At 43.9% G+C, this 13,414-nt stretch carries 10 protein-coding genes and 1 pseudogene; 4 read left to right on the top strand and 7 right to left on the bottom strand.

Going from position 1 to position 13,414, the window contains the following annotated elements; all coding sequences use genetic code 11:
• Nucleotides 1–32 precede the first annotated feature (32 nt).
• On the bottom strand, nt 33–1,817 hold the full coding sequence (gene aspS, locus B3J29_RS06575) for an aspartate--tRNA ligase (RefSeq protein WP_005232075.1): 1,785 nt from the start codon (nt 1,815–1,817) through the stop codon (nt 33–35).
• A gap of 161 nt (nt 1,818–1,978) precedes the next feature.
• Nucleotides 1,979–2,743 carry a DUF4184 family protein gene (locus B3J29_RS06570; protein WP_005232074.1) on the bottom strand — a complete coding sequence of 255 codons (765 nt, stop codon included), beginning with the start codon at nt 2,741–2,743 and terminating at the stop codon, nt 1,979–1,981.
• A gap of 140 nt (nt 2,744–2,883) precedes the next feature.
• On the opposite strand from B3J29_RS06570, the pseudogene znuD reads away from it, so the two are divergent.
• Nucleotides 2,884–4,922: pseudogene (gene znuD / locus B3J29_RS06565) on the top strand (zinc piracy TonB-dependent receptor ZnuD).
• A gap of 105 nt (nt 4,923–5,027) precedes the next feature.
• Nucleotides 5,028–6,491 carry a phospholipase D family protein gene (locus B3J29_RS06560; RefSeq protein WP_005232069.1) on the top strand — a complete coding sequence of 488 codons (1,464 nt, stop codon included), beginning with the start codon at nt 5,028–5,030 and terminating at the stop codon, nt 6,489–6,491.
• A gap of 81 nt (nt 6,492–6,572) precedes the next feature.
• Here the strand turns inward: B3J29_RS06560 and B3J29_RS06555 are convergent, their stop codons facing one another.
• Entirely contained in the window at nt 6,573–7,031 is a 459-nt protein-coding gene (locus tag B3J29_RS06555) for a hypothetical protein (protein WP_005232067.1), read from the bottom strand.
• A gap of 178 nt (nt 7,032–7,209) precedes the next feature.
• Between B3J29_RS06555 and B3J29_RS06550 the strand changes: the two genes are divergently transcribed.
• Nucleotides 7,210–7,650, top strand: a complete 441-nt coding sequence (locus B3J29_RS06550) for an RcnB family protein (protein WP_005232066.1) — start codon at nt 7,210–7,212, stop codon at nt 7,648–7,650.
• Nucleotides 7,651–7,741: 91 nt separating this feature from the next.
• Here B3J29_RS06550 and B3J29_RS06545 read toward each other — a convergent pair whose 3' ends face one another.
• Nucleotides 7,742–8,239 (bottom strand): phosphate-starvation-inducible protein PsiE, encoded by a 498-nt coding sequence (locus B3J29_RS06545; RefSeq protein ID WP_005232065.1) that lies wholly within the window; start codon nt 8,237–8,239, stop codon nt 7,742–7,744.
• 172 nt (nt 8,240–8,411) lie between these two features.
• Here B3J29_RS06545 and B3J29_RS06540 point away from each other — a divergent pair, with 172 nt between their 5' ends.
• A complete protein-coding gene (locus B3J29_RS06540; protein WP_004782155.1) occupies nt 8,412–8,618 on the top strand; it encodes a hypothetical protein in 207 nt (68 codons plus the stop codon).
• 52 nt (nt 8,619–8,670) lie between these two features.
• On the opposite strand, the gene B3J29_RS06535 is transcribed toward B3J29_RS06540, so the two are convergent.
• The 3 genes from B3J29_RS06535 to B3J29_RS06525 form a co-directional block, all read right to left on the bottom strand.
• A complete protein-coding gene (locus B3J29_RS06535) occupies nt 8,671–10,452 on the bottom strand; it encodes an acyl-CoA dehydrogenase C-terminal domain-containing protein (RefSeq protein WP_005232064.1) in 1,782 nt (593 codons plus the stop codon).
• Nucleotides 10,453–10,621: 169 nt separating this feature from the next.
• Entirely contained in the window at nt 10,622–12,424 is a 1,803-nt protein-coding gene (locus tag B3J29_RS06530; protein WP_286964661.1) for an acyl-CoA dehydrogenase C-terminal domain-containing protein, read from the bottom strand.
• Between the two features lie 309 nt (nt 12,425–12,733).
• Nucleotides 12,734–13,363, bottom strand: a complete 630-nt coding sequence (locus tag B3J29_RS06525) for a hypothetical protein (RefSeq protein ID WP_286964660.1) — start codon at nt 13,361–13,363, stop codon at nt 12,734–12,736.
• Nucleotides 13,364–13,414 lie beyond the last annotated feature (51 nt).

Raw genomic sequence — 13,414 nt, 5'->3', positions numbered from 1 at the left:
CAATCTATTTCAGGACAAGACACATCAAGAAATTATTCTTGAGATTCAGCTTTTGGTTTTTCACGTAAGCGAATACCCAAATCACGTAGTTGAGTAGGTTCAACTGGTGCAGGTGCTTGAGTCAATGGACATTCAGCAGTTTTGGTTTTCGGGAATGCAATCACGTCACGGATTGAAGATGCCCCAGTCATCAACATCACCAGGCGATCCAGACCGAACGCCAAACCACCGTGAGGAGGCGCACCGAATTTCAATGCATTTAATAAGAAGCTGAATTTTTCTTCTGCTTCTTCTTCAGAAATACCCAGCGCCTCAAAGATCGCTTTTTGCATTTCCAAAGTATAAATACGCAGTGAACCACCACCGATTTCAGTACCATTCAATACCATATCATAAGCAACAGACAATGCTTCGCCTGGATTATTCTTCACATCTTCAACGCTTGATTTAGGAAGCGTGAACGGATGGTGAACAGAAGTCCATTTGCCATCATCAGTTTCTTCGAACATCGGGAAGTCAACTACCCAAAGCGGAGCCCATTCGCAAGTTGCAAGGTTCATGTCATGACCAATTTTCACACGAAGTGCGCCCATTGCATCATTCACAACTTTGGCTTTGTCTGCACCGAAGAAGACGATATCGCCATTTTCAGCACCAACACGTTTCAATAGATCCAGCACGATAGGCTCGATGAATTTAACGATTGGAGATTGAAGACCTTCGATGCCTTTTTCAAGTTCATTAACTTTGATGTAAGCCAGACCTTTCGCACCGTAGATACCAACGAATTTAGTATATTCGTCGATTGCACTACGTGGCAGTGAACCCGCACCTGGTACGCGAAGTGCAACAATACGGCCTTTAGGATCTTTTGCAGGACCTGCGAATACTTTGAACTCGACGTCTTGCATCAAGTCTGCAACGTCAACAAGTTTCAAAGGAATACGTAAGTCTGGTTTGTCAGAAGCGTAGTCACGCATTGCTTCTGAATAAGGCATACGTTGGAATTTGTCGAATTTGATGCCAAGAAGTTCGTCGAACATCTTAACAGTCATGCCTTCCATCAAATCCATAATATCGTCATCGCTCATAAACGATGTTTCGATGTCGATTTGAGTGAATTCAGGCTGACGATCCGCACGTAAGTCTTCATCACGGAAACATTTAGCGATCTGGTAGTAACGATCTACACCACCTACCATCAACAACTGTTTGAACAGCTGTGGTGATTGTGGAAGAGCATAGAAGCTACCATTAGATACACGGCTTGGAACTAAGTAGTCACGCGCACCTTCAGGAGTCGCACGAGTCAAGATCGGAGTTTCAACGTCCAGGAAACCGTGATCGTCTAAATAGTTACGAATCAGGTTGGTCACTTTAGAACGGAAACGTAAACGATCGATCATTTCAGGACGACGGATGTCCAAGAAACGATATTTCAAACGAATTTCTTCAGAAATGCTTGTGTTTTCGTCATTTAATGGAAACGGAGGAGTTTCAGACTGAGCAAGAACTTCGATTTCTTTACCCAATACTTCGATTTGACCACTCACCATGTTGGCATTTTCAGTACCCGCATAACGGCGACGTACACGGCCTGTAATTTTTAATACGTATTCAGAACGTGCTTTGTCTGCTGTTGCAAACGCTTCAGGTGTATCTGGGTCGATAACCACTTGAACAAGACCGTCACGGTCACGCATGTCAAGGAAGATGACACCACCGTGGTCACGGCGACGGTGTACCCAACCGCATAATGTTACGGTCTGGTCAATTTGAGCTTCGGTTAAAGAACCGCAGTAATGAGTTCGCATCATAGCGTTAAAAATCCAACTATATGGGTTAAGGAAGCGTATACGTAAACAGCGTACCGCCTTTAGCAAAGGTAGGATTATGCCTCTTTGGGAATGTTGTCACAAGAACTTGAGGCAAAAACAGTATCATTTTAAAGTGAATAAGCAGGAAGTGGGAGATTATGCTAGCCCATACGCCGATCACGATCCAGAAATAAAAATAGCAGACAGCCCAGACTAAAGGTTATTAAAAAGCCCTGGCTAAATTCATTGATAGAGCGGCCGGTAAAATAATACAGATCAGACCGCCAGACCTCATCCGGAATGTAGCGCATATAGTCCCATGTCGAAAATAAACCTGTGAGCGTAGAGAGGCCTAATAGACCCCAGCAAAAGATGAGGATCTTGTGACTGACGCTTAGATATTGCCGATGAGTTTTATAGTAATGCAGACTCATCCACAGGATAAAAGGTAGAGCTAGGGCAGAAGTCCCGATCTGTAAAATCCGGTGTAGTGGATAAGTTCGTCCTAAAATTTGATACTGCTGGCTGAGAATGTCATAAAAGGCAAAGGTTCGAAAATCCGCATGGGTCAGACCATCCCAAATAATATGAGTGGCTGTCCCAATCACCACTGCAATACACATAGCGCAAATAAATCTGAACGCTGAAAATAAGTTATGAATATTTAAGTCATGCTGTATGCCAATAAAACGATAAATCACTGGCCGGTAAATCAGGTACCAGACCGCACAAAAAATAAGACCAATCCATAAATCAGGATGAATCAGCGAAGACCATAAATGGGTGATATTAGAATTTTTATGGGTGAAAAGCCGGTACAGGTCTGGAACCATGCTACCAATCGCCAACGCAGCAACAGGGAGCCGGTTGCCAGTTAAATATGAAATAGGCGGAGCGAGTACTGCATGAGATAAAGTAAAGGGCATAAAAATAGGATTTTATTGCAATAAAAAATATTCAAACGACATTCTAATAAAATATCTCATTGATTATCGTAAAGGATTGCAAAAGCAATGAAATGTTATATTATAACACTATTCGAAATTGCTGAATTTGAGCTTGGGTCATGTCCTTTTCTAAGAATCTAATAACACTCTCAATTTTTGCTGTAGTTGCGCCTACGGTATTTGCAGAACAGTCATCTTCTACTACGCCTGTACAAACCATGGACACCATTCAGGTACAAGCTCATCCATTGGTACAGACTGCGGCAGATTTTGCAGTTGCTGATCTGATGGTGGATCAGAAAGCTTTATCTGAACGTGCGACGACTATTGGTGATGCGCTGGCAGATGAACTTGGGGTGTATTCAAATCAGTATGGAACCGGAGCGAGCCGTCCGGTAATTCGAGGACAAGATGGTCCACGTGTCAAAGTTTTGCAGCATGCTTCAGAAACGGCTGATGTATCGACCTTATCTCCTGACCATGCGGTGACGGTTGATCCGATTCTGGCCAAACAGGTCGAAGTGATTCGTGGCCCATCAACTTTGCTCTATAGCGCGGGAACAGTCGGTGGTCTGGTTAATGTCACTGATCAGAAGATCCCAACCCAAATGCCGGAAGATGGTCTGGAAGGGACTGTTGGACTACGTTACAACTCGGGCAGTGATGAAAAACTGGCAAGAGCAGGCGTGACTGCTGCAGTCGGTGAAAATTTTGCCCTGCGTGTCGAAGGTACCAAACATAAGGCCAATGACTATATTGCGCCTGATTATGTAGTAGAAGAACCCCATGGCGATCATTCACATTTTCACAAAGAACGTCGTGTAGGTAATACCTTTGCTGAAGGACAGACCGTGAATATTGGTGGATCATGGATTCATGATCGTGGTTTCGTTGGCCTGTCTTATAGCAACCGTCAGGATGAATATGGCTTGCCGGGGCATAGTCATGAATATCATGGCTGTGTATTGCATGGTGATCATTTCCATGGCTGTCCAGAGCTGGGTGCTACCGCAGAGCATGATGAAGAGCATGGCGGACCATGGGTAGATCTGAAATCTGAACGTTATGAAGTACGTACTGAACTGGAACAGCCTTTTGCTGGTTTTGACAAGTTACGTGCCCATGCCAGCTTTACTGATTATGAGCATGATGAGCTGGAAGAAAATGAAGTCATTAGTAATTTCAAAAGCAAAGGCTACGATGGCCGTCTAGAACTAGTCCATGTTCCGGTTGCTGGTTGGGAGGGCGTAATTGGCACCCAATATAGCCAGCAGAAAATCAATCTGGCTGCTACAGAACATGATCATCATGAAGATGGTGACGAGGATGATGAAGAACATCATATTCATGGTTCAAGTGTGGTCATGCCAGATACCAAAACTGAAAAATACAGTCTGTTTGCCTTAGAGCATAAACAACTCGGTGATGTGCATGTCGAACTGGGTGCACGTGTCGATCATCAAAAAGTACAAGTTGAATCTGAACAGAAAAATTATTCAGGCACAGGCATCTCTGCTTCAGCAGCGGCGAATTGGGAATTTGCCCCGAACTATAAGTTATCCATTGTAGGTTCACATCAGCAACGTTTACCACTGGCGCAAGAGTTGTATGCCAATGGCCTGCATTTTGCCACCAATACCTATGAAGTCGGTAATCCTGATCTGGAAAAAGAAAGCTCGAATAACCTAGAGCTGGGTTTTGAATATGAAGGTGACAAGCTGGATTATCATGCGCATATTTATCATAACTGGTTTGATGACTATATCTACGGTGCGACAACCGCCAGAAATGGAAATTTGCGTGGGGTAGAATATACCCAAGATAAAGCCCGTTTCTATGGGGCTGAAGCAGAAGCTACTTATGCATTAAATNNACCAAGGTTGAAGCAGACTTTGCCGATGGCTGGTCAGGAATGGCAGAGTATTATCATGTCTTCAATCAGGACAAAACGGCCAGTTATGAAGATGAAACCCAAGGCTATAACATGGTCAATGTCGGCTTAAGCTATGCCAATAGCATTGCTGATAAAAATGTCTATCGGGTTTATTTTAAAGCCAATAATCTGCTCGATGATCAGGTCTACTCACATAGTTCATTCCTGTCGAATATTCCACAAATCGGACGTAATTTCACAGTCGGTGTACAATATGATTTCTAGGATTCAGTTGAAATAACTGACTGAATCCAAGTCTTGTCACTGAAATAGACTTGAAAAATCATCAGATTAAACCTAGCCTGAGCATATTGGGTTAGGTTTTTTCTTATGCGTATCTTTCAACGAATTCACAATAAACTGAACTGGTCAAATCGCCGTTATGCGGCCTTGATCATTGGTGTGCTGATGGCCAGTTATCTGGCTTCAGCAATTTATCATACTTATAAACCGTTACCTGAAGGGCTGAATTACACGGGTAAGCTGCGCCATGCACAGGTGAAATTTCTGGTCGATCAGACTTATCTGGATGCACAGGGCAAGCAACAACTGGATCATCAGATTTTTAATGAAATGCTGAAGATGGTTGAGGAAGCAAAATCCCTGATCGTGCTGGATATGTTCCTGTTTAATCAGCAAACCGGTGCCTCTAAACAGGAACATCAGGCACTCAGCAAACAGCTCACAGAGGCCTTACTTAACAAGCGATTAATGCAGCCTGAAGTGGAAATCAAATTTATTACCGATCCGATTAATTCTGTCTACGGTGGAATTACAGCACAGCATTATCGTGAACTGCGTCAGGCGGGAGTAGATGTAATCGAAACCAATCTGACACCGCTGCGTGCTTCTAATCCAAGCTGGTCAGGTTTCTGGTATCTGTGCTGTCAGGGGATTGGCAATAATCCGGAAAAAGGCTGGTTGCCGAATCCGTTTGGTCCAGAAAAAGTGACCTTACGCAGTTATTTCGACTTATTTAATTTCAAGGCCAATCATCGTAAAACACTGGTCGTGGATACAGATCAGGGCTGGAAAGCATTGGTCACTTCAATGAACCCACATGATGGCAGTTCACGGCATTCCAATATCGGTCTACTGGTTTGGGGCAGAACAGCGACTGATATTCTTGCGACAGAACAGGCAGTCGGGATCATGTCTCAAGCCAATATGCCGGCTGTGATTGCAGGTGAGTTTGAAGCGGAAAAAAACCAGCCTCAAGTTCAGGTGTTGACTGAAAAAGCCATTTATGAGGGAGTTCTAAAGCTGCTTGAAACAGCGAAAGCAGATGAGCAGATTGATCTGGCCATGTTCTATCTGTCAGAACGTAAGATTGTAAAAGGGTTGATTGCAGCGCATGAGCGCGGAGTGAAACTTCGGGTTTTACTTGATCCAAATAAAGATGCATTTGGTCGTGAAAAAAATGGCATTCCTAACCGGCAGGTGGCTTCAGAACTGCATAAAGCTGGTATTCCGGTACGCTGGTGTAACACTCAAGGCGAGCAATGTCACAACAAAATTCTGATGAAATACGGTGCCCAGCAAGCTGAAATGATTTTAGGTTCTGCCAATTTCACGGCACGTAACCTGAAAAATTATAATCTGGAAACCAATCTGCGTGTGATGGGTCAGCCTCAGGCGGAAGTCTTTAGCGATGCGCAGCAGTATTTCAATACGGCCTGGTCTAATTTGAATGGCCGTTCCATGAGCGTGGACTATGCTCAATATGCTGAAGAGTCATTCTGGAAATACTGGCTCTATCGTTTTATGGAATGGAGTGGCTGGTCGACGTTTTGATTTTAAATCCCTCCTGACTTCCCTTTAAAAAAGGGAGAAAATCCCTCTTTGATAAAGAGGGATTTAGGGAGATTTCTAGTATTAGCTTTTCGATTCTGGATTCGGCGGAACCAGTTGATCCAGTTCTTTATCTGTCAGCTCATCCAGTTCAGAAATATCAGTCTTGATTTTCCATTGAGATTCATCATCCACCGGATTTGGTAAACGTGCTTCTAGCCAGTCACATACCACATTTGGTGGAAAGTCAGCATGATTGCACTGGATCACCCAAGACAGGAAATCTTTGGCTACACCATTCATATACGGCGGGGGAGAAACTGGAAGAAACTGAGTCGGCAGGCGCTCATTCTTAGAAATATAGTTCAGGACATGACCCAGTTCCTGCACAGTTTGCCATGCTAAAGGATGATCAACGTTGATCTGAAATTTAAACCACCAGGCCTGTTTCCCATCCGAGCCATAGCTATCAATCAGTCCTTTTTGAACACTGGGTACCTTGCAAAAATATTCATATAAACGATCGAAATTTAAATCAGACACAGTATGCAACTCAAAGCATTAAAAAAGTGATATTAGCATACGCACTTCAGCGCTCATCACGCAAGCCTATTAAAGTCATGGAATCAATTACAAAACTTTGCAGCAGCAGGAGATTTACCCATATTTTCTGCATGGGTTTTGGTTAAAATATAGGCAGAAATCTTTGGAGGACGCACTTATGAAAAAATTAGCTTCAGGTGCATTGCTGGCTTCATTTCTGTTCGGTATTGCAGTGCCCGCTTGGGCGGATAATGCCTGGGTAGGCTATACCGGTGTTGATCGTTCTAAACCCCAGCATCGTCCTCCATCGCGTCCTCATTATGCACCACAACCGCCTCATTCGCAGCGGCCTTATTATCCGCAACGTCCATCCCATGGCGGATATTATCCTCCTGCCCAAAGCCAAAGCGGGTTCAATATCCAGTATCAGGCACCGACCACGATTTACCAGAATTCCAATAGCTATAGCTGGGTGAATGGTGATCCAAATGTGGCTCGCATTGAAAGTTCGCGATATACAGTGATTAGTGACTGGCAGCGTTTGGGATTACCGGCCCCACCACGCGGAAGTTACTGGATTTATGAAAATGGACGTTATGTGTTGATGAATAATCGTTAAAAGAAACTCCCTCTCTTGTTAGGAGAGGTGATTAATTACCCTCTTGCGAAGCAGTGCTTCTCACCTTTTGCAAAGGGGGACTTTTCTATGACTATGCCAACTCATCATCCTCAGGTCGTGGAGTTTTACCTTCTGGCAATGGCTTTTCGCTATGCTTGTCGCGAATGACGGATGGATAGGTCCAGGATGCATAACGAACCACTAGGATGGCAAAAGCCAGAATCAGAATCGAACCGGTAATAATGACCTGATCCATGCTGGCTTTGTGCGTATGTTGAATATCGGAAATCAGTAAACGGGTCAGGGCAGTAATTGCAATATAAATCAGGAACCGAACCGGCATATGATTGGTCTTGAAATAGATGCCGACCATGGCACCAAGTTCCAGATAGATAAACAGCAAAAGAATATCGTCAATGGTGGCAAACTGTTTGACGGTTAAAATGTCAAATACGGTATGACCTGCGGACCAGATCACCATACAGCCAATAATGAACAGCGCAAGATAATGGAAACTTTCAACAGCAAGGTTGCCAAAACGGTCGAGGAGAGTTTCTATTCTTTTTACTTTAGATTCAGATTTACTCATGTTCTCCTCCTGATTTTTCATGTGAAATAATATATGAACAGGAAAGAACTAGCAAAGATCATGCACAAAAAGAGAAAAATAAAATACAAGTGAAATTATTTGAACTTTTGCACTTTTTTGTACTAACTTGTTATATTGTATGAGAACTACATTGAATAAATAGGAGAAAAAAATGTTGGACAAAATTCAAACAAAAATTAGTCAATTAGAAGCAGGAAAAAAATTAATCCTGGGCGCGGGGATCAAGGCTGAAGAGATGCAGAAGGTACTTGAACTCTGTGAATCTCTAGAGTCGCAAGGGGGAATTAAAATAGTAAATAAGCATTTCAATCCTAAAATAACGACGCAACCAGATACGATCTTGATTGAAAAAGTATAGTGTATAAAAAGCCCTGCAGATGCAGGGCTTTTTATATGGATTCACGTCAAGATTAAGCTTGAGTCGTGAAGTAATCTTCAGAGAAATTCATCACTACTTCGCAACCGGCTTTCACTTTAGTAATACGCAGTGCAAGTTCAGGCAAGATGCGTTGCGTGAAGTAACGCGCCAGTGCCAGTTTGTTTTGGTAGAACTCGCCATCTTTGTCTTTTGCAGCATTGGCAATGCGCGCAAACATATAAGAGAAGCTCAATAGGCCTACTGCATGTAGATAATCGACTGCTGCAGCATTCGGGAATTCTGCATTTTCGCCAGCAGCTTCAAGTACAAACTGAGTCAATGATTCGACTTCAGTAGCTGCATCTAAAGTTGCATCTTTAATGAAGTTCAGGTCTGCATCCAACTGGTTCGCAAAGTCGCGAATTTCTTCGATGTATTCGCCGATGTACGCACCGCCACATTTAATGGTTTTACGGCCGATTAAATCTTGAGACTGAACGCCGTTGGTTCCTTCGTAGATCTGTGAGATACGCAGGTCACGGATACATTGTTCCATACCCCATTCACGGATATAACCATGTCCACCAAAGACCATTTGTGCATCTAGGGTTGCCTGGAATGCAGTATCCGTCAGGTAAGCTTTTGCAATTGGTGTCAACAGCGCAACACGGTCATTAGCTTTTTTCACGGCTTCAGGATCAGTCGAGAACTTGGTGATATCCAGTTGCTGACCGACATACACCGCAAAAGCACGAGATGCTTCGTTATTCGCACGAACATTCAACAACATACGACGTACATCACCATGTACTAAAATGCTGTCTGCCGGTTTAGCCGGTGATTGAGCACCAAGTGCACTACGACCCTGTAAACGATCTGTCGCGTATTGTGCAGCATTTTGATAAGCAAACTCTGAGGCGCCTAGACCCTGGATGCCCATAGACAGACGTTCGTAGTTCATCATCACGAACATGGCTGCCAGACCTTCGTTTTCTTTACCAACTAGATAACCTTTGGCGCCGTCAAAGTTCATTACGCAAGTTGCAGATGCCTTGATCCCCATTTTGTGTTCGATTGAACCTGGACCTACCGGGTTACGTTCGCCAATTGAACCATCTTCATTGACCAGGAACTTCGGTACGATGAACAGGGAAATACCACGAGAGCCGGCAGGCGCATCAGGTGTTTTTGCCAGTACCAGGTGAATGATATTTTCAGCAAGATCGTGATCACCACCAGTGATAAAGATTTTGGTACCGGTAATGCTATAGGTACCATCTTCATTACGTTCAGCTTTGGTTTTGATAATACCCAGATCAGTACCGGCATGTGGCTCAGTTAAGCACATGGTGCCTGACCATTCGCCAGAGTAAATTTTAGGAAGATAGGTTTCTTTTTGCTCTTGAGATGCATAGCTGTTTAAAGCCATACCTGCACCCACAGAAAGAAGTGGGTAGAGCATGAAAGATGGGTTAGTTGCAAACAGCATTTCATCAGAAAGTACGGTGAGCATTTTCGGCATTTCTTGGCCGCCCCATTCTGCATCTGCACCCAGACCGATCCAGCCGCCTTCAGCATATTGTTTGAATGCTTCTTTAAAGCCAGCTGGTGTGGTGACATTGCCATTTTCATATTTTGCGCCTTCTTCATCGCCGGTACGGTTCAGAGGAAGCATGACGTTTTGCGCAAACTTAGCCATTTCTTCAAGAATGGCTTCTGCTGTGGCAGTATCCAAGTGGGCAAGATTTTCATTCGCCTGCCAGAACTGTTCTGCATTGAAAACATCATTCAGGATGAATTTCATGTCAGCAAGTGGCGCGTTATAAATTGGCATAGTATGTCACCTGTTTTATTGTTTAATTGGATTGTTTTGGCTCAGTCTAAAGCATTAAAAATCTGAATGTTAGACAACTAAAGGTTAATTCTGTAACTCTTTATAAAGAAAAAGGACTGCCTGAAGATGACCGTCCTTTTTCTTATTATGCATTTAAAACTGCATCAGCTTAGAATGCGAAATGTTCAGCATCTAAAGACATAAGCGGTTCTACACCAGTTGCAATCACGTCAACGTGTGAACGAACACGTGGCAGGATTTTCTTGAAGTAGAAGCGTGCAGTCGTCAATTTAGCATTGTAGAAGTCAGCATCAGTGGTACCTGCAGCAAGAGTCTCTTGAGCAACCAGTGCCATACGAGCCCACAGGTAAGCCAGTGTTACATAACCAGAGAAGTACAGGTAATCTACTGCAGCTGCACCCACTTCTTCAGGATTTTGCATCGCACGCATACCAATCTGCATGGTCAGGTCGCCCCATTCTTTGTTCAATGCCGCAAGCGGTTCAACAAATTCTTTCATTGCAGAATTGTCTTTGTTCGCTTCCGCAAATTTGTGGATGATCTTGGTGAAGTCTTTCAACATCGCACCTTGAGTACCCAGTACTTTACGGCCTAACAGATCCAGTGCTTGAATTTCAGTGGTACCTTCGTACAGGCAGGCAATACGTGTATCACGTACGATTTGTTCCATGCCATGCTCAGAGATAAAGCCGTGACCACCGAAGACTTGAACACCATGTTTCGCAGCTTCTGAACCGGTTTCAGTCAGGAATGCTTTTGCGATTGGAGTTAATAGTGACAGGATATTGTCAGCGAACTTGCGTTCTTCTTCAGAAGTACCTTGTTCAACCACATCAGCATATTGAGCCAACAGGTAAACCAGTGCACGACCACCTTCAGCAAATGCTTTTTGAGTTAAAAGCATGTTACGTACAGCTGGGTGAACGATAATTGGATCTGCTTCTTTTTCAGGTGCCTTAGGACCAGAAAGAGAGCGCATTGCCAGACGGTCTTTAGCATAAGTTAAAGCGCCTTGGAACGCTGCCTCAGATGCAGACAGACCTTGTACAGCAGTACCGATACGTGCAGTGTTCATGAACGTGAACATGCAGTTCAGACCACGGTTTTCAGGACCGATCAGGAAGCCTTTTGCGTTATCGAAGTTGATGACACAAGTTGCGTTACCATGGATCCCCATTTTGTGTTCGATTGAACCACAACGTACACCGTTACGCTCGCCGATTGAACCGTCAGCATTCAGGTTGAATTTTGGTACGATGAACAGAGAAATACCTTTAGTACCTTTAGGCGCGCCAGGCAGACGAGCAAGTACGATGTGGATGATGTTCTCTGCCATGTCATGTTCACCAGCAGAGATAAAGATTTTCTCGCCAGAGATTGCATAGCTACCATCAGCTTGTGGCTCAGCTTTAGTACGGATGATGCCGAGGTCAGAACCTGCATGAGATTCAGTCAGACACATGGTACCTGTCCATTCACCTGAAACCAGTTTATGCAGATAAGCGTCTTTTTGTTCTTGAGAACCGTGGTGTTCTAAAGTACGAACTGCACCATGAGACAGACCAGGGTACATACCCCAAGCCCAGTTCGCAGTACCCACCATTTCAGAAATAGTGATACCTAAAGAATTTGGTAAGCCTTGACCGCCGTATTGCTCTTCCGCAGAAAGAGAAGGGAAGCCTAGCTCGATGTATTTCTGGTACGCTCCTTTAAAGCCAGTCGGTGTTGTTACAACGCCGTCATTCCAGGTACAGCCTTCACGGTCGCCTACTTGATTTAGAGGAGATAATTCATTTTCACAGAAGTCAGCTGCAGCTTCTAGGTACTGATCAACCAACTCACGGCTTACGTTTTCTTGAAACGCAGGAAGTTTTGCGTAATGTTCTTCAACATTTAATAATTCGTGTAGAACGAATTGCATGTCACGTAAGGGCGCTTTGTATTGTGGCATATCGGTTTCCTCAATACTGGTTTAGACCAGCGTTATCATCCTAAATTAATTGAAACGTGCCTTCAGTGACACGTATTGCTATGAATCTAATCGTGCAACATCTTGCCCGGCCATACAAGCTTTCAGGCGGCTTTCTTGGTGACTATAAAGTCAAAGATTAATCTGCACAGAACAGTAAACATATTGACTGCAAAGACTTTTGTAGGAATTAGCAAAATATGAATGGTCAAAAGAGGACTGAGGAGTCAGCCATAAAAAAAGGCACCCGAAGGTGCCTGAATTTGAAGGAATAAGAAACGTAGAAGAAGATCAAGATGCAGCTTTAGTCATCTTGATGGGTGCATTCGGCTGGAAGTGCACGATACATTGACCATCAATAGTTTGAGCACCCGCTTTCACTTGAACTGCCTTGCCGTGGGTTTGACCTTTACAAGCGTTGGCAAACGCAGTTTGTAAAGCCTGACGTTCTGATAAACGCTGATTATACTGTTTAACCATTTCTGCACGTTGACTATCCGTTAATGCTTCTCCACGGTTCATACCACCTCGGAATTCATCACGCATCGGACGATGTTCACCGCGCATGCCACGGAATTCACCACGTTGAGCTTTCATGCCTTTATGGTCGGGTTTGAAAGAAATCTTGCATTGACCATCAACGGTTTTATCACCCGCCTTGATTTGGACTGCACTGCCTGCAGCTTTGCCGTCACAGGCCTGTTGAATCTGTTTATGCAATTGCATGCGTTCTGCACGAGCGGCTTTGAACTGCTCGCGTTGCTCTGGAGTAAGACGATGCTGTTTTTGACCTTCATGATGTTTCATCATGCGAGAATGATCTTTCTGCTCATTCACGTTGCTAGTCGATTGACAGGCAGTCAATGCACCCATCGATAAAACACTGGCACTGATTAAGGCGATTTTTGTCATTGCTTTCATGTTTTTACCCCATTCAAGAGCTGATTCTTTTTGATGAGTAAAGATTAAATA

It is taken from the genome of Acinetobacter sp. UBA5984 (assembly GCF_002429925.1).
In the GTDB taxonomy this organism is placed as follows: domain Bacteria; phylum Pseudomonadota; class Gammaproteobacteria; order Pseudomonadales; family Moraxellaceae; genus Acinetobacter; species Acinetobacter variabilis.
The sequence above is the reverse complement of the archived record's forward strand: the minus strand, read 5'-3'. Positions and strand labels throughout refer to the sequence as shown.

Bases quoted from the DNA above. Each gene is read 5' to 3' on its own strand.
- B3J29_RS06550 (WP_005232066.1), top strand. From the start codon at position 7,210: ATGAAAAAATTAGCTTCAGGTGCATTGCTGGCTTCATTTCTGTTCGGT.
- B3J29_RS06560 (WP_005232069.1), top strand. From the start codon at position 5,028: ATGCGTATCTTTCAACGAATTCACAATAAACTGAACTGGTCAAATCGC.
- aspS (WP_005232075.1), bottom strand. From the start codon at position 1,817: ATGATGCGAACTCATTACTGCGGTTCTTTAACCGAAGCTCAAATTGAC.
- B3J29_RS06525 (WP_286964660.1), bottom strand. From the start codon at position 13,363: ATGAAAGCAATGACAAAAATCGCCTTAATCAGTGCCAGTGTTTTATCG.
- B3J29_RS06540 (WP_004782155.1), top strand. From the start codon at position 8,412: ATGTTGGACAAAATTCAAACAAAAATTAGTCAATTAGAAGCAGGAAAA.
- B3J29_RS06530 (WP_286964661.1), bottom strand. From the start codon at position 12,424: ATGCCACAATACAAAGCGCCCTTACGTGACATGCAATTCGTTCTACAC.
- B3J29_RS06545 (WP_005232065.1), bottom strand. From the start codon at position 8,239: ATGAGTAAATCTGAATCTAAAGTAAAAAGAATAGAAACTCTCCTCGAC.
- B3J29_RS06535 (WP_005232064.1), bottom strand. From the start codon at position 10,452: ATGCCAATTTATAACGCGCCACTTGCTGACATGAAATTCATCCTGAAT.
- B3J29_RS06570 (WP_005232074.1), bottom strand. From the start codon at position 2,743: ATGCCCTTTACTTTATCTCATGCAGTACTCGCTCCGCCTATTTCATAT.